Genomic DNA, 17387 nt, shown 5'->3' with positions numbered 1-17387 from the left:
ATACGTTTTACTTGTCGCTAACTTTTAGCACAGCAAGGAAGGCTTCTTGTGGAATTTCCACACTACCAACTTGCTTCATGCGTTTTTTGCCTTCTTTTTGCTTTTCCAGCAACTTGCGCTTACGGCTCACGTCACCGCCGTAGCATTTCGCGGTCACGTCTTTGCGCATCGCTTTTACCGTGCTGCGGGCAATAATATTGCTGCCGATAGCTGCCTGAATCGCCACTTCGTACATCTGACGCGGAATCAGGTCTTTCATCTTTTCCACTAACATGCGCCCGCGTGACTGCGCGAAGTCGCGGTGAATCATCAGTGCCAGTGCATCCACTTTTTCACCATTCACCAACACATCGACGCGTACCATCGGTGCAGGCTCAAAACGATCCATCGCGTAGTCAAACGAGGCGTAACCACGGCTGCACGATTTCAGGCGGTCAAAAAAGTCCATCACCACTTCTGCCAGCGGCAATTCAAACGTCAGCGATACTTGGTTGCCCATGTACTGCATGTTTTTCTGCATCCCGCGCTTTTCCATGCACAAGGTAATCACGTTGCCCACGTACTCTTGCGGCACGAGAATCGTCCCCACAATGATCGGCTCACGGATTTCCGCCAACTTATTAATCGGTGGCAATTCAGACGGGCTGTGGATGAAACTTTTCTCGCCATTGGTCAAGACAACTTCGTAAATAACCGTGGGCGCGGTGGAAATTAGATCGAGGTTGTATTCGCGTTCTAAACGCTCTTGCACAATTTCCATGTGCAACATGCCCAAGAAGCCGCAACGGAAACCGAAGCCCAAGGCTTGCGAGGTTTCTGGCTCATAGAACAGTGCGGAATCGTTCAATTTCAACTTGGACAGCGCGTCACGCAAGTTTTCGTACTGATCCGATTCAATCGGGAATAAACCGGCGAAAACACGCGGCTGGATTTCCTTAAAGCCTTGCAACGGAACTGTAGCAGGACGTTGCGCATCCGTAAGCGTATCGCCCACTTTTGCGACGGCGATTTCCTTGATGCCGGAAATCATAAAGCCCACTTCACCCGCTCGCAACACGTCCAAATCTTTCATTTTCGGGGTATATACGCCGACACGTTCGACTTGGAAATCACGCCCGCTGGACATGAAGCGGATTTTCATTTTCTTGCGGATTTCACCATCAATTACCCGCACTAACACCACCACACCGAGGTAATTGTCGAACCATGAGTCGATGATTAAGGCTTTCAACGGTGCATCAGGGTCACCCACGGGTGGCGGAATGCGTTGCACCAATTGTTCGAGCAGGTCTTCAATCCCAATACCGCTCTTGGCACTGACGTGAATCGCTTCCGACGCATCAATGCCGATAATGTCTTCAATTTCCTGGCACACGCGATCAGGGTCAGCCGCTGGCAGGTCAATTTTATTGAGGACGGGGACAACTTCCAGATTCAGGTCAATCGCGGTGTAGCAGTTAGCAACACTTTGCGCTTCAACACCTTGCGACGCATCCACTACCAGCAATGCGCCATCACAAGCGGAGAGGGAACGCGAGACTTCATAGGAAAAGTCCACATGCCCCGGTGTGTCGATGAAGTTTAAATGGTAGGTTTCGCCATTACGCGCTTTGTAATCCAGCGAGACGCTTTGCGCCTTGATGGTAATGCCGCGCTCACGTTCCAGATCCATCGAATCCAGCACTTGTGCTTCCATTTCCCGCTGTTCCAAACCGCCGCAATATTGGATAAAACGGTCAGATAATGTCGATTTACCGTGGTCAATATGCGCAATGATCGAAAAGTTGCGGATATTTTTGTTCGCCTCACCCATGCTGTAATGCTTGCCTCAAAATCGCTTCATCGAGGAAATGCCAGAACAAAATCCGCTCTCCCCACGCCACTACTGGGACATCCGCATTAAAACGCACTTTCAATTCTGCATCCGCGTCGATGTCTACCAGCCCGAAGGTGAATTTCAACTCATCCTGAAACTCACACAAAAGGGCTATCATCTCATCACAGAGATGACAGCCCACGCGATAATACACGGTCAGATGGGTTTTTGCTTCACTCTCTTGCATTTGGGCTAGGTAATTCTGTCAATGTCAGCGACACGGCTTTGTATTTGCCAGCGCGTAAAACCGCCAATTCCACCGTTTTACCAATAGCGGTACTGCCGACAAGCAACGGCAAGGCAGCGGAATTTTCAACGGGCTTATCATCAAAGCGTAGGATCACATCACCTTGATTCAACATGCCAGCGGCGGGGCCATCAGGCATAACCTCTGCCACTAATGCGCCTTCGGGCTTAGCCATATTGAAAGATTGTGCCAACTTCGTGTCGATTGCTTGTACGTAAACGCCCAGCCAACCGCGTGATACCGAGCCTTTGCGCTTCAATTGCTCGATCACGCCTTGTGCAACGTCAATTGGAATCGCAAAGGAAACGCCCATGAAACCACCGGAACGGCTGTAGATCTGTGAGTTAATACCGACCACTTCACCCGCTAAGTTGAACAGCGGCCCCCCAGAATTGCCGGGGTTAATCGCCACATCGGTTTGGATAAACGGCACGTAGTTCTCATCCGGCAAGCTACGCCCTTTCGCGCTAACGATCCCAGCGGTGGCGCTATGATCAAACCCGAACGGCGAACCAATCGCCAACACCCATTCGCCCACTTCCAGCTTGTCGGACTCCCCCATTTTCAAAACGGGTAAATCATTGGCGATGACTTTCAAGACAGCAACATCGGTACGCTCGTCGCTGCCAATCAATTGCGCGGGCAATTCACGCCCATCATTTAACGCCACCTTGATGTCGGTTGCGCCGAGTACGACATGGTGATTGGTGACGATGTAGCCATCATCGGAATAGATGAAGCCTGAACCACGCGATTTGCTGTCGAAATCGAAGGGTTGACCACCATTGCCAGCGCCATCACGCTCCAGAAAACGCCTCATCAGCGCATCGAATACTTCATCAGTTTCAGGGGATTGCAGGGATTCAAGTAGCATCTCCCGTGGGGAAATACTTTGTTTGGTACTGATATTCACCACGGCTGGGCTATTTCTTTTAACCAGTTCGGTAAATTGAGGCAGGTTATGCGCAAAAGCCGTTCCTGCTGATAAAGGAACACCGGCAAGCGCCATTGCCCGCAGCCACCGCATCAACATGGAACAGCTCTCACTTTAAAAATAGAAGCCGTGTACCTTACGCAATATGTGCCATATCAGCAAATAATGGCTGACCAACGCCACGTAAAATCACCGGCTGGAATTCATGCGACTTCAGTGAACGCGCCCCAATCACATTAGCCAAACGTAAGCCGCCCACCAAACCGAGCAGCCCACTGAACACGGTAACGATTTCACTGGTTATACCACCAAAAGCCGCTAATTCCCGCCCCATGATCGCCATCACCAACATGCCCAGCAAAGGCAGCATATAAGCCAATAACGAATACATCACCAGTGCCTCACCTTGCACACCCACCACCACGACATCACCCGGTCGTGCATAAGATGGGTTTAACACCCGCATTTTCTGCGGTTCTTTGCGCATAAAACTAAAGGGAGAAGCCGTAGACGTACACGACGTTTTCGATGCACATCCGCCACAACCACTGACCGTTTGTTGTGGCATTACCCACGCGTAACCCGATTCAACGCTGACAACCGTTGCTGTTTGCTCGATCATCTGTTTGCCCTCATTATCTGCTGTTTTATGCACAGTATAATGATGTGGGCTTGCCCGAAACTTAATCAAGTCGGATTCTTGCTCAATGGACATATTGCAATCCAGCACCGATGCTTTGTAACGTTGCTACGGGTACTTCCCCCACCAAAGTCACTTGGTGCTGTGCCACTTCAGTTGCGTAAATTTTCATTGCGCCTGCCGATAAGCCAATGCTTTCCAAAATGCCGGGTGCACCGGGGGGTGCAATGAAAACCGATACCGAAGTCATGCCATCCGATAAAATAATTTGCCGCACGGGAGCTTGCCCATTGACACCGGCTTGCTGCAAATCTTGCACTTGTTGGAAACCCGCAGGCAACGTCGAAAACACCCAATCGGTGCTAGGCGGCATCGCGGCGACGGCGGGTACGACAGGAGCAGGGGTAGCCGCTGGATCGGCGGGTGCTACCGCTGCCAGTTCCAACGCCGTAAACATTAACTGCTCGACCGAACGGTGTGAACGATCCACCAAGGAATATTTCAGCAACATGCCGCTTTCTGGCTCAATACAGTAACGTTGCAAATAACGCATCTTGTCACGCGGGCGTGCTACCACGATTTGACAGTTGCGATTGGCGACAAAATCCTTGCCGCCCAAATCCAGCGCATAGACCTCTTCCATCTGTGGTTGCACTTGTTGCAGTTTCGCTAAGGAAAAACTTTCGGCGGTATCGCCCTCCATTCCTGAACCCTGTGCTAAATGCACCACGCTTTCTTTTTCAGCCCCATTTTCCACGGTATGGCTAATCTGGTAATTGGACAGATCATTGCCCTGCGAATACACCAACGTGCCGGAATAATTCAGGGTATGCACCGCACTGCGCATTTTAGCCAGCAAATCACCCGCTTCATTCGCCATGCTCGGCGCTGACCATCCCAGTACGGCAGCTAATACCGCGACGGATACGCTGTGCTTAATCATTGGCATAAGAAACCGCCCGAATGGAAGGTGCAATCACCGTGGTGGATGCGTATTTAACATGCTGTGAAACGTATTGCTTGAGGATGTCACGCGTTTGGGGATCAATCCGCCCCACTTGCTGGATACGTGCATCCGTATTACCCGCATCTGCCACGACTGTCGCGGTTTTGCTGGGGGTTGCTGGCAAGGCTGCTGCCAGTTGCGCAGTCGGGGCTTCCGGTTGGGACACAAACAACATTGCGCCAACTGCTACTGCGGCAACGGTTGCTGCCATGCCCATCCCCAACCAGCGGTAAGAATGCAGCTTGGTAACAGCCCCAGCATTCGCTGCATTAGCCGCAGGTGCTGCCGCCGTTACGCGGGTGGGCATTGGCACTACGTTATCCGCTGTGTACGCGGGTTCATCTTCCAGTTCCGCCTGAATGCGCGACAGCAATGAAACGCCTGTTCCCATTGACTGACCTTTACCTGCACGCATCGCCTCACCCATAAAAGCATAACGTGACAACGTTTGCCCTAATTCATCGTCTTTTTTCAATTCATCGAGCAAACGACGTCGCTCAAAGTCACCACTCTCGTCGTCCAAGAAAGCCGACAAGAGTTCTTCTTTTATCGTATTCATATTTCACCTGCACCTGAGACACTACTCTCGGGGGTTTAGCCAAGTAAGGGTCTCAATATTTTGTCAATCGACTCACGCGCCCGGAAAATCCGCGAGCGTACAGTACCTATTGGACAATCCATTGTCACTGCAATTTCTTCGTAACTCATGCCTTCCAGCTCCCGCAACATGATTGCGGTACGCAAATCTTCAGGCAAATTATCAATCGCCCCCGCCACTGCTGTCTGAATCTCTGCTGTCAACAATTCACGTTCGGGAGTGGCATATTCCTTTAGAGCAGATTCACCCTCAAATTGTTCCGCATCGTGTGCATCAATATCGGTATCTGGCAAACGGCGGTTTTGCGACACTAAATAATTTTTCGCGGTATTAATCGCAATGCGGTACAACCATGTATAAAAAGCGCTCTCGCCGCGAAAATTTTTCAAGCCTTTATAGGCTTTGATAAAGGCTTCTTGCGCCACATCCTGAGCGGTGTCATGGTCGTGAACATAGCGCAGTACAAGGCTGATAACCTTGTGCTGATACTTCAAAACCAGTACGTCGAATGATCGTTTATCCCCCGACTGAATGCGTTGCACCAGTTCGAGGTCGGTTAGGCTCATGCCCATCAGGGCCTTACTCCTTGGTTATTATCTTACTGAGACTATATGCTACATGCCGTACAGCAATATGAGAATAGTTAAACTTGATCAATTCCGCACAGGAATAAGTGAGATGAATATGTATGATGTATTAATCATCGGTAGTGGTGCGGCTGGTCTGACCCTAGCACTCAGCCTGCCCGACGACTGCAAGATTGCGGTGTTGAGCAAGGATGTCCTCACCGAAGGCAGCACTGTCTACGCCCAAGGCGGTATTTCAGCCGTATTGGATGCCACCGACAGCGTGGACTCGCACATTGAAGACACCCTCAACGCAGGCGCAGGTTTATGCGACGAAGCCGCCGTGCGTTTTACGGTGGAAAATGGCGCAAGTTCGATCAAATGGCTGTTGGATGCAGGTGTCCCCTTCACCCGTGAAGAAAATGATGCCAATCGCCTACACCTAACCCGCGAAGGCGGACACAGCCACCGCCGCATTGCGCACGCCGCCGATGCCAGTGGTGCTGCGATTGAACACACCCTCGTGGGGCAAGTGCGCCAACGTAGCAATATCACCTTATTAGAGCATCACATTGCGGTCGATTTAATCACTTCCCGCAAATTAGGGCATCGTAGCAACCGCTGTATTGGCGCGTATGTTCTCAATCGCAAAGCCAAGCGCATTCAAACCCTGCAAGCACGTTTCACCGTATTAGCGACGGGTGGTGCAAGCAAAGTTTACCTGTACACCAGCAACCCCGATGGCGCGAGTGGTGATGGCATTGCAATGGCATGGCGTGCCGGTTGCCGTGTTGCCAATATGGAATTCATGCAATTTCACCCAACATGCTTGTATCACCCGCAAGCCAAATCTAGCTTGATTACCGAAGCGGTACGCGGCGAAGGTGGGCGTTTATTATTGCCGGATGGTAGCCGTTTTATGCCCCGTTTTGACCCGCGTGCTGAACTTGCCCCGCGTGACATCGTAGCGCGAGCGATTGACCACGAAATGAAGCGGCTGGGGCTGGATTGCGTTTACCTCGATATTAGCCACAAACCGCGTGAATTCATCCTCAGCCACTTTCCGAATGTGTATGCCACTTGCGTACAATTTGGCTATGACATGAGCAAACAACCCGTGCCGGTTGTGCCTGCGGCACATTACACCTGCGGCGGGGTGATGGTTGATCACAACGGGCATACGGACGTAGATGCGCTATATTGCATTGGTGAAGCCTCCTACACGGGGCTGCATGGTGCGAATCGGCTAGCGAGTAATTCCTTGTTGGAATGTTTGGTGTATGGCAAATCAGCAGCACAAGACATTATGCAGCGCTTGCAAGAACCTGCGCTCGATTTGCCTATTCCCAACTGGGATGAAAGCCGCGTGACGGATTCAGATGAACGTGTGGTGATTACGCATAACTGGGATGAAATTCGCCGCTTTATGTGGGACTACGTGGGCATTGTGCGTACCACCAAACGGCTGCAACGTGCGCGGAATCGTATTGAATTATTGCTGCACGAGATCGACGAATACTATGCCAACTTCCGCGTTACCAGTGATCTGATCGAATTGCGTAACCTTGCGCTGGTCGCGTGGCTGATTATCCGCTCAGCGATGAATCGCCCCGAAAGCCGTGGCTTGCATTACACGCTGGATTATCCGAAGACAAATGTTAAGTTGGAGGGAATTCCGACAATTTTAGACCCAATGACGACTTACCATGCGCATTAACGACCGCAAACCCCACTTCCACTAATTGAATCTCGACAACTGACTGTCGGTCATTTAAGATTCGTCCCAATCAATTGACCGGCAGTCATTATATGAAACACATTTTCGCACGTGCTCCCCGTTTGGGGCTTACCCTGTTGCTCGCCACCAGCCTCACCCATCTTGCTTACGCCGCCGATGCACCCGCCCCCGCTGCGAAAGCCGCGCTCGCCGTCACCGTGACCAACCCCAGCGCGGCAGATTGGAACAGCGGCATTACCGCCAGCGGCACCCTCAGCCCGTGGCAAGAAGCCATTGTTGCCTCCGAAATCAGCGGGCAACGCATTGCCAAATTACTGGTCGACATCGGCGATCAAGTCAAGCAAGGTCAGCCACTCGCCATCCTCGCCCCTGAAGCCGTGCAAGCCGATGTTGCCCAAGCCGAAGCACGCGTTGCCCAAGCCCAAGCCAGCCTCGACGAAGCCAAAACCAATGCCGGACGTGCTCGTACCCTCAAATCCTCCGGCGCATTGCCTGCCCAACAGATCGACCAATATTTGACGGGTGAAGCCACCGCCAAAGCCAACCTCACCGCGCAAGAAGCGGCGTTGCAAGCGCAAAAAATCCGCCTCAGCCAAACGCGCATTATTGCCCCCGATGATGGTATCGTCTCCGCCCGTACTGCCACCCTCGGCGCAGTCGTGCAAACCGGCACAGAATTATTCCGCCTCGTGCGCCAAAACAAAATCGAATGGCGTGCCGAAGTCGCAGGGCGCGATGCCACCACCCTCCAAAAAGGTCAATTAGCGCACCTCACCCTGCCCACTGGCGAAAGCGTAACGGGCGAAGTGCGCGTGGTTTCCCCCACCCTCGATGCCAATACTCGCAACGCCACGGTTTACATTAGCCTGCCACCGGACAGCCCCGCCAAAGCAGGCATGTTTGCGGAAGGTGAAATTCTCACTGGCTCAAACAAAGCCATGGGCGTTCCGCAAGCTGCTGTCATCCTGCGTGACGGCAACCGCTACGTCTTTGAAGTCGGCACGGACAACCGCGTCCAGCAACGTTTAGTGAAAACCGGACGACAAGCGGATGGCAAAGTCGAAATCCTCGAGGGCATTACCCCCGCCGCCCGCATCGTAGCGACCGGTGGGGCATTCCTTAATGACGGCGACACGGTGCAAATCGTCGATAAAGCCGCCGCGAATGCCAGCAATCGGGATAAACCATAACCATGAATGTATCTGCTTGGTCGATCCGAAACCCCGTTCCCGCGATTCTGCTCTTCGCGCTGCTGACCTTCCTTGGTGTCAAAGGCTTCAAAGCCCTTGGCATCCAAAACTTCCCCGACATTGACTTGCCGACCATTACCGTCAATGCCACGCTGGAAGGCGCTGACCCTGAACAGCTTGAAAGCGAAGTGGCCCGTAAGATCGAAAATCAACTTGCCACGATTGCGGGTCTGAAACACATCCGCACCACGCTGACCGACAGTTCCGCGAGTATTGCTGCCGAATTCGACATTGCCAAAGACACTGAAATCGCCCTCAACGAAGTGCGCAATGCCGTGGATACCATTCGTGCCAATTTGCCACAGCAGATGAACGACCCGATTGTTTCCAAAGTCACCACCGCTGGCGGAGCGTTAGTCACGTTCACCGTCGCCTCTCCGAACATGGACGAGGAAGCGTTGTCATGGTTCGTGGATAACGACATTACCCGCACGCTCATGTCAATCAAAGGCGTTGGCAAAGTATCGCGAGTCGGCGGTGTCAACCGCGAAGTACGCATTTCGCTTGACCCCGCGTTGATGGCTGGCATGGGCGTTACCTCTGCCGATGTCTCCAGTCGTTTAGGGCAAATGCAACAAGATGCCCCCGGTGGACGCGGCGATGTCGGCGGCAGTACCCAATCCGTGCGTACCTTAGGACGTGTCAAAACCGCTGAAGAATTGGCAAGCATCGAAATCCCGTTGTCCAACGGGCGGCATGTGCGCCTCGACCAAATTGCCCGTATCGAAGACACCATTGCAGAACGTTCCACCCATGCCCTGTTTAATGGCAAGGAAGTGGTCGGTTTCCAGATCACCCGCACACGCGGCGCGAGCGAATTAGCGGTCGTGGAGGAAGTCCGTAAAGCACTGGCAACCTTCGGTACAGCCCACCCGCAAGTTAACATCGACGAAGCCTACAATGCCGTCGAACGCATCCAAGCCAACTACACTGGCTCAATGCACTTGTTGTACGAAGGCGCAGCCCTCGCCATTCTGGTGGTGTTGCTGTTTCTGCGTGACTGGCGGGCAACGTTTGTATCCGCTGCGGCATTACCGCTGGCAATTATTCCCACGTTTGCCGCGATGCACTACTTCGGTTTTTCCCTGAATATCCTCACTTTGCTTGCCCTCGCCTTGGTGGTCGGGGTCTTGGTCGACGATGCCATCGTGGAAGTGGAAAACATTGAACGCCACTTGCGCATGGGCAAAACCCCGTATCAAGCCGCGATGGAAGCCGCTGATGAAATTGGGCTGGCGGTTATTGCCACCACGTTTACGCTAGTCGCGGTCTTCCTGCCGACGGCGTTTATGGGCGGCATTCCGGGGAAGTTCTTTGAATCTTTCGGCATCACCGCCGCAGTATCCGTGGTGTTTTCACTCTTGGTGGCGCGGCTACTCACGCCAATGATGGCGGCGTATATGCTCAAGCCGCACAAACCTAGCGCCAAAACCGACCAAGGTGATGGCTGGATCATGCGTACTTACCTCAAAACGGTGGGTTGGTGCTTGAAACACCGCTTCATCACCGTCGGCTTGGCGATTGCCATGTTCATTGGCTCGTTGATGCTCGCGCAATTGCTGCCGAAAGGGTTCGTGCCGCCTGCGGATACGGCGCTGACATCGGTTGCCCTGGAATTGCAACCGGGCAGCACCTTGGAAGAGTCGATGGCTATCGCGGAACAAGCGCGTCAATTGCTTGCGCCGATGCCGGATGTGAAAAAAGTCTTCACACTGGCAGGCGGTGGCGGCGGCGGTGTCAGCTCTGGCCCCATGCAGGAAAGCAGTGCGGCAGATGTGCGCAAAGCCACCCTAACCTTGCAATTGACGACGCGCGAAGAACGTTCCCGCAAACAAACTGAAGTGGAAAACGAAATCCGCACGCGCTTAAAACCTTTGCCGGGAGTGCGATTCACGGTTGGTTCGGGCGGTTCGGGCGATAAGATGCAGGTGGTGTTGGCAAGCGATGACGGCAACTTGCTGTTGACCGCTGCCCAAGCCGCCGAACGCGATTTGCGTACCTTGCAAGGCATTGGCAATGTGGTGTCTGGCGCAAGTTTGCAACGCCCTGAAATCCACATTACTCCGAATTTCACCCGTGCCGCCGAGCTGGGTGTAACCACGGAAGCCTTGGGTGCAGTGGTACGTGTGGCGACTAGTGGCGATTTTTCCACACGTTTGCCAAAACTGAATTTACCGCAACGCCAAATCCCGATTCGCGTCGAGCTGGAACGGTCAGTGCGCGAAAACTTGGAAACGATTCGGCAATTACGCATTCCGGGGCGCAATGGTTCAGTGCCGTTGTCGGCTGTTGCCACGGTGGAAATGGGCAGCGGCCCCTCTCAGCTTGCTCGCTATGACCGGATGCGTAATATTAGCATTGATGTGGAATTGAACGGCTTACCCGTCGGACAATTGACGACGCAAGTTGATAAATTACCGTCGATGCAAACCTTGCCCCCCGGAGTAATCAAGCAAGCATCGGGTGATGCGGAACGCATGGCGGAACTGTTCGGCGGCTTCGGCGGGGCAATGCTCATCGGTGTATTGCTGATTTATATCGTCTTGGTGCTGCTGTTCCACGATTTCTTGCAGCCGATTACGATTTTAACGGCATTGCCGTTGTCGGTCGGCGGGGCATTTGCAGCGCTGTTAATCACGGGAATGAGTTTCTCGATGCCTGCGGTCATTGGCTTACTGATGCTGATGGGGATCGTGACCAAGAACTCGATTTTGCTGGTGGATTACGCCGTCATGGCGCGGGAACGGGATCAATGCGGTCGCATTGAAGCGCTGATTGACGCTTGCCATAAACGGGCACGTCCGATTGTGATGACCACGATTGCAATGGGTGCGGGGATGATGCCAACGGCATTAGGTCTGGCGGCTGACCCCAGCTTCCGTCAACCAATGGCGATTGTGGTAATCGGTGGCTTGATTGCCTCGACGTTCCTGAGCTTGCTGGTTGTTCCGGCGGTATTTACGTTTATTGATGATATTTTGGTGGGTTTCAGAAAGGTCAAAGGCAAGTTAAAACACGCCTAAACCCTTAATGCACTTTGCCACGATTCACCTGTCGCTCTACCCACTGGCTGTAGCGCGACAGGCTGAAACAAAAGACGAAGTAAATTGCCGCGATAAACAGATAGCCTTCCAACTTATACGGCATCCAATTCGGATCACTGTTCACCGCAATATCCAACGACCCCGTGAGTTCATACAGGCTCACAATCGTCACCAATGACGTGTCCTTGAAGGTCGAAATAAAGTTATTCATGATCCCCGGTACGACCGTTGCCAAGGCTTGCGGCAGGATAATCTTGCGCTGCGTCTGCCAATACGTCAGCCCTAGTGAGGCGGCGGCTTCGTATTGCCCACGCGGAATGGCTTGCAAACCACCGCGCATCACTTCCGCCAAATACGCTGCCGCAAACAGAATCATCGCCACCAACACACGTAGCAGCACATCAATCGACATCCCTTCCGGCATGAACAGCGGAAACAGAAACGATGCCATGAACAGTACCGAAATCAGCGGCACACCGCGAATCAATTCCACGTAAACCGTACTCAATGTCCGAATCACCGGCAGGGCGGAGACACGCCCCAAAGCGAGGAACACGGCTAACGGAAATGCGCCCACCACCGACAACGATGCCAGCGCAATCGTCAACGGCAAGCCGCCCCACTGATCGGTATCCACCTGCGTCAGCCCGAAAACGCCGCCGTGCATCAGCACGAAGAACACCGCTAATACACCCAACCACAACGCCACTAACCAGCGTTGCCAGAATACACGCACGCAACTGACCAGCAGTAACGCCATCAACAACAGCGTCGCCGCAAACGGTCGCCATTGCTCAGCAAACGGGTAACGCCCGAAGATGATCGGACGGTATTTTTCCGCTACCACGCCCCAACACGCGCCCGTACCTCGCGCCGCATTACATTGCTCAACATCCGCACTCCACACCGCGTAGCTGATGCCCCAACCCCACGCGTGGGTGAAAGCGTAGAGCAATAACGTTCCCAGCAGCAGGGTCAACGCACTGTTGAAAATGTTATTGAACAGATTGGCGCGTACCCACGTCAGCATTTTAACGCTCCTTAATCGCCGCACGGCGGTTATAAGCGTTCATCAATACCGAGGTGAGCAAGGACAACGTGAGATAAACCGCCATGATCACCGCGATACACTCCACCGCTCTACCCGTCTGATTAATCGACGTATTCGCAATCGACACCAGTTCAGGATAGCCCACCGCCACCGCCAGAGAAGAATTCTTGGTCAAGTTCAAATATTGGTTGGTCAACGGTGGAATAATCACCCGCAAGGCTTGCGGCAATTGAATCAAGCGCATGGTTTGCGCACGGCTCAAGCCCAGTGACAACGCCGCCTCCAGTTGCCCACGCGGCACAGACGCAATGCCACTACGTACAATTTCCGCAATATATGACGCAGTGTAAATCGTCAGCCCCAGCAGCAACGCAAAGAACTCCGGCGATAAGGTCACGCCGCCCTTAATCCCAAAGCCCGCTTTCACGGGAACATCGCCAAACCACGGCAATGCCAAACCCGCTTTGGTCAAGTAAATGCCCAGAAACGGTTCAGCCTCCCGTGCCGTCGGCAACCATTCCACACACACCAAATACCACATCAGCAATTGCAGCAACAGCGGGATATTGCGGAAGATTTCCACATACGTCAGGCACAAGCCACGAATCAAAATATTCTGGGAAAAGCGCCCTACCCCCAGCAATACGCCGAGGATAGTGGTGAGGATAATGCCGATGAGCGCCACTTTCAGGGTATTGCCCAAACCCGTGAGGAAGGCTTGCCAATAAGGTTGAGTGGATTCAAACCCGAACAGGCTTTCGCTAATATCAAAGCCCGCAGGCTGCGACAGGAAGCCGAAGCCGCTTTGAATGCCACGGGTACGCATGTTTTCCAGCGTATTGTCCGCCAGCACGGCGACGCATAACGCCACCAGCAATAACGCGGCGAACTGGTATAGCCAGCCGCGTATTTTTTGGTTACGCCAGAAGGTCATCAGCACCGTTAACGAATCGGTGGCGCGTACAAAATCCCACCCTGATTCCACAGCTTATTCAAGCCGCGTTCCAGTTTCAGGGGAGAATTCTTACCAACATTGCGCTCAAAGATTTCGCCGTAATTGCCCGTCGCTTTCAACGCACGGTACGCCCACTCCTTATCCAGCCCCAGCAACGTGCCCATGTCTTCAGCCGTGCCGAGAATGCGCTGGATATTCGGATCATCGCTGGTTTTCTTCTCATCCAAATTGGCTTGGGTAAGCCCGTATTCTTCACCCTCAATCAGCGCATTCAACACCCATTTGCTGATCGCAAAAAACTCGTCATCACCACGGCGCACCAACGGCCCCAACGGTTCTTTGGAAATGATTTCTGGCAAAATCAGGTGTTCATCAGGATTTTTCGCGATGGTACGCTCAGCCGCCAAACCCGACGCATCGGTGGTATACGCTTCGCAACGCCCGCTGTGATACGCGCCCGTAGCGGCTTCATTTTTTTCAAACACCAGCGGTTTAATATCGAGCTTATTAGCACGCGCATAATCCGTCAGATTCTTTTCGGTGGTCGTGCCAGACTGCGTGCATACTGTCGCACCATTGAGTTCTTTAGCACTGGCAATTTTCAGTTCTTTCTTCACCATAAAGCCCTGCCCATCGTAATAAATCGTGCCAACGAAATTTGCCCCCAGCGACGCATCACGGGTCAACGTCCATGTCGTATTGCGTGACAAAATGTCGATCTCACCCGATTGCAGCGCCGTGAAACGCTGTTGTGCATTCAGCGGCACGTATTTCACCTTGTTGGCATCGCTCAGAATCGCAGCGGCTAAGGCTTTGCAGTAATCCACATCCAAGCCGCTCCACTTGCCTTCGCTATCTGCCGCAGAGAAACCTGCCAGCGCCACGTTCACCCCGCAAACCAGCTCACCGCGTGATTTGATCGTATCCAGTGTTTTACCCGCGTGCGCAGGCAATGCCACCGCCGTGAGGCACAAAGCGACCCCAGCCAGTTGACGAATTCGTGTATTGTTCAACATAAAAGCACCTCACAAGAATTTACCACGCCACCCTAACAGCGACACGCCTAATAACACCAGCATCAGTGAAATCACCAACCAATTACCGACGCGCATGTACGGCGTTTCGCCCTGCATCGGTGTCGCATAACCGCTAATCACTGTCGCCATTTGCGGTGCAGCCGTTGCGGTTACTTTGCCCTTGTCGTCGATAATCGCGCTTACCCCGTTATTGGTCGCTCGCAACAAATACCGTCCCGTTTCCAACGCCCGCATCCGCGCAATTTCCGCGTGTTGTGCTGGCTCAATCGAGCCGGTAAACCAACCATCGTTACTCACATTCACGAGCATAGTTGCGGCGGGTAAACCCGCTATCATTTCCTCCGCATACGCATCTTCGTAGCAGACTGAAATCCGCATCGGCTGACCTGCCACGGTTAAATTCGTACCGCCATCCCACGCCGTCACATTATCATACGGCAACTTGATGATACTTTTCAGAAAATCCAAATATTTCAACAAGGGAATGTATTCGCTAAACGGCACAAGATGCTGCTTGGCATAGACGTTTTCGCCCGTTTCGATGGACTTTTCCACGTCACGCTCGCCCCCCACTGCCATGACCGCGTTATAAACCGCTTCTGTATCGCGGTTGACGTGAAAACCACCGACCAACACATCGGCTTTGGCTTCACGCGCCCAGTCTTGCAAGGGCAACATCACATCCAGCGCTTGCGGGAAAAAGTCTGCCAACGCAGTTTCTGGCCAAATCACCAAATGTGAGGATTCGACGTTGGGATTTTTGTCGCCATCCATCAAATCCAAATACGCTTGAATGTTTTCGTTACGGAATTCCGGTGACCACTTGGTAAGCTGATCCACATTACCTTGCAACATGCTGACGAACAGCGGTTCACCCGCAGGCTGTGTCCAACGGATTTGCCCTAAACCAAAACCGCCTGCAACGGTTACGCCCACCAAAACCAGTGCTATGACACGTTCACGTAACGTCCCCATCAGCACTAACACTCCCGCGCCAGCCCCTAGCGCCACTAACCAGCTTACGCCTAATACCCCTGTCACAGGTGCATAAGCTGCCAACCATGTATCAATCTGCGTACTGCCCAGTTGCAACCACGGAAATCCGGTCAGAAACCAACCGCGAAACCATTCGGTCAGCACCCAAATAGCGGGGAATACCGCCAGCAAGCGCAGCGCTAAGGACACAGATGCGGTATACGACGCAAGCCAGCCAAACACCATCAGCAATAACGCCATAATGACTACGAAAATAGCCACCATTAACGCCGCAATTAGGGCATTTGCCCCACCAAAAAAGTGGATACTGACGTAAATCCAATGCGCCCCCCCGGCAAACAAACCCACCCCAAACACCCACGACAAGCGCAAGCGTTGTTTCAAGGGCATGGGTTTCAAGTTGAGCCAAAAGAATACCGCAGGGGCAAGCCAAGCGAAGACGCGCCATTCCAACGGCGCAAACGCCAGCGCCATAGACGCACCTGCCAACAACGCCAGCAGGTAATCGAATTTCGATAAAGGTTCACGAAAAGACAGCATTATATTTCTATCCAGCACAGCAAAATGTGGCGGGATTATAACGCAGGTACTTCCGCTGAATAGGAATTTTCCGTGACAGGTAAGACTTCCATCTGCAAAATACGCCGCGAATCGCTGTTCACGATGCGGAATAACCAACCTGAAAGCGTCACTTCTTCACCTTGACGCGGAATTTTACCCAAATGATTGATCACAATACCCGCAATGGTATCGAACTCATCCGTCGCAAAACCTGTACCCACAATCGCATTGAATTCATCAATCGGGGTCATTGCCGCCACCAAAAAGCGTCCATCGCCTTGCGGCACAACGTTAGTGGACACGTCTTCTTCGTCATCATGTTCATCGTCGATTTCGCCGACGATTTGTTCCAACACATCTTCAAACGTTACCAACCCAGAAATACCCGAATATTCGTCAATGACCACTGCCATGTGATTGCGGGTGCGGCGAAATTCAGTGAGTAAGCGGTTCAAACGCTGGCTTTCGGGAACAATCAAAGCGGGACGAATAATATCATCAATATGGAAATCGCCTTCATGCCCCGTGTATTTAAGCAAATCTTTCGCCAGCAAGACACCAACCAAATCATCCCGATCCTCATCCACCACGGGATAGCGAGAATGCTCAGTTTCGGCAATACGGGCAAGAATTTGGGTAAACGTGTCTTCATGGTAAATGAAGTTGATTTGTGAACGGGGCACCATAATGTCACGCACTTGCAGCGCACCAAATTCCAGCACCCCTTGCAGCATCCCCACCGTTTCTCCCGGCAGTAGATTATTGTCATTCGCCCGTTGTAAATCTGCCATCAAATCTTCCGTACAATGGGAAGTGAGGTCGAGTTGTTTTATTAGCCATTGTTTCCATCGCGGTCGAGGTCGCGAGTCACCTATGTCAGTTTTCATT

15 protein-coding genes are annotated in these 17387 nt (G+C 52.7%); 3 read left to right on the top strand and 12 right to left on the bottom strand.

Going from position 1 to position 17387, the window contains the following annotated elements:
- Nucleotides 1–7: 7 nt before the first annotated feature.
- The 7 genes from lepA to rpoE are packed head-to-tail and all read right to left on the bottom strand — an operon-like array spanning nucleotide 8 to nucleotide 5873.
- On the bottom strand, nucleotides 8–1813 hold the full coding sequence (gene lepA / locus J1836_RS11600) for a translation elongation factor 4 (RefSeq protein ID WP_207251234.1): 1806 nt from the start codon (nucleotides 1811–1813) through the stop codon (nucleotides 8–10).
- Complete coding sequence (locus J1836_RS11595; RefSeq protein WP_207251233.1) at nucleotides 1806–2063, bottom strand: glutaredoxin family protein; 258 nt, start codon at nucleotides 2061–2063, stop codon at nucleotides 1806–1808. The genes lepA and J1836_RS11595 overlap by 8 nt, the downstream gene beginning before the upstream one ends.
- The gene (locus tag J1836_RS11590) at nucleotides 2050–3156 is read right to left on the bottom strand and encodes a Do family serine endopeptidase (RefSeq protein WP_242632802.1); all 1107 of its coding nucleotides are present in this window, start codon (nucleotides 3154–3156) and stop codon (nucleotides 2050–2052) included. Before J1836_RS11590 ends, J1836_RS11595 begins: the two co-directional genes overlap by 14 nt.
- 37 nt (nucleotides 3157–3193) lie before the next feature.
- Entirely contained in the window at nucleotides 3194–3772 is a 579-nt protein-coding gene (locus J1836_RS11585) for a SoxR reducing system RseC family protein (protein ID WP_207251232.1), read from the bottom strand.
- Nucleotides 3762–4646 (bottom strand): MucB/RseB C-terminal domain-containing protein, encoded by an 885-nt coding sequence (locus J1836_RS11580; protein ID WP_207251231.1) that lies wholly within the window; start codon nucleotides 4644–4646, stop codon nucleotides 3762–3764. The genes J1836_RS11585 and J1836_RS11580 overlap by 11 nt, the downstream gene beginning before the upstream one ends.
- On the bottom strand, nucleotides 4633–5262 hold the full coding sequence (locus J1836_RS11575) for a sigma-E factor negative regulatory protein (protein ID WP_207251230.1): 630 nt from the start codon (nucleotides 5260–5262) through the stop codon (nucleotides 4633–4635). The genes J1836_RS11580 and J1836_RS11575 overlap by 14 nt, the downstream gene beginning before the upstream one ends.
- Before the next feature lie 35 nt (nucleotides 5263–5297).
- Complete coding sequence (gene rpoE, locus J1836_RS11570; RefSeq protein WP_207251229.1) at nucleotides 5298–5873, bottom strand: RNA polymerase sigma factor RpoE; 576 nt, start codon at nucleotides 5871–5873, stop codon at nucleotides 5298–5300.
- Nucleotides 5874–5985: 112 nt separating this feature from the next.
- Between rpoE and nadB the strand changes: the two genes are divergently transcribed.
- The 3 genes from nadB to J1836_RS11555 all read left to right on the top strand — a co-directional run bounded on the left by nadB (nucleotide 5986) and on the right by J1836_RS11555 (nucleotide 11878).
- Nucleotides 5986–7584, top strand: a complete 1599-nt coding sequence (gene nadB / locus J1836_RS11565; RefSeq protein ID WP_207251524.1) for an L-aspartate oxidase — start codon at nucleotides 5986–5988, stop codon at nucleotides 7582–7584.
- A 92-nt stretch (nucleotides 7585–7676) separates the two neighbouring features.
- Nucleotides 7677–8795, top strand: coding sequence for an efflux RND transporter periplasmic adaptor subunit (locus tag J1836_RS11560; protein ID WP_207251228.1), 1119 nt, complete (start codon nucleotides 7677–7679; stop codon nucleotides 8793–8795).
- Nucleotides 8796–8797: 2 nt separating this feature from the next.
- On the top strand, nucleotides 8798–11878 hold the full coding sequence (locus J1836_RS11555) for an efflux RND transporter permease subunit (RefSeq protein ID WP_207251227.1): 3081 nt from the start codon (nucleotides 8798–8800) through the stop codon (nucleotides 11876–11878).
- A gap of 4 nt (nucleotides 11879–11882) precedes the next feature.
- Here J1836_RS11555 and J1836_RS11550 read toward each other — a convergent pair whose 3' ends face one another.
- From J1836_RS11550 to J1836_RS11530, 5 genes are read right to left on the bottom strand one after another with little or no spacing between them, the layout of a single operon-like run.
- Nucleotides 11883–12929, bottom strand: coding sequence for an amino acid ABC transporter permease (locus J1836_RS11550; protein ID WP_207251226.1), 1047 nt, complete (start codon nucleotides 12927–12929; stop codon nucleotides 11883–11885).
- A gap of 1 nt (nucleotide 12930) precedes the next feature.
- The gene (locus J1836_RS11545) at nucleotides 12931–13935 is read right to left on the bottom strand and encodes an amino acid ABC transporter permease (RefSeq protein ID WP_242632801.1); all 1005 of its coding nucleotides are present in this window, start codon (nucleotides 13933–13935) and stop codon (nucleotides 12931–12933) included.
- Complete coding sequence (locus J1836_RS11540; protein ID WP_207251225.1) at nucleotides 13893–14921, bottom strand: amino acid ABC transporter substrate-binding protein; 1029 nt, start codon at nucleotides 14919–14921, stop codon at nucleotides 13893–13895. Before J1836_RS11540 ends, J1836_RS11545 begins: the two co-directional genes overlap by 43 nt.
- Before the next feature lie 9 nt (nucleotides 14922–14930).
- A complete protein-coding gene (lnt, locus tag J1836_RS11535; RefSeq protein WP_207251224.1) occupies nucleotides 14931–16478 on the bottom strand; it encodes an apolipoprotein N-acyltransferase in 1548 nt (515 codons plus the stop codon).
- 35 nt (nucleotides 16479–16513) lie between these two features.
- Nucleotides 16514–17290: a transporter associated domain-containing protein gene (locus J1836_RS11530; RefSeq protein WP_242632800.1), complete on the bottom strand. Its 777-nt coding sequence runs from the start codon at nucleotides 17288–17290 to the stop codon at nucleotides 16514–16516.
- Between the last annotated feature and the right edge of the window lie 97 nt (nucleotides 17291–17387).

It is taken from the genome of Thiothrix fructosivorans (assembly GCF_017349355.1).
Lineage (GTDB): Bacteria > Pseudomonadota > Gammaproteobacteria > Thiotrichales > Thiotrichaceae > Thiothrix > Thiothrix fructosivorans.
The sequence above is the reverse complement of the archived record's forward strand: the minus strand, read 5'-3'. Positions and strand labels throughout refer to the sequence as shown.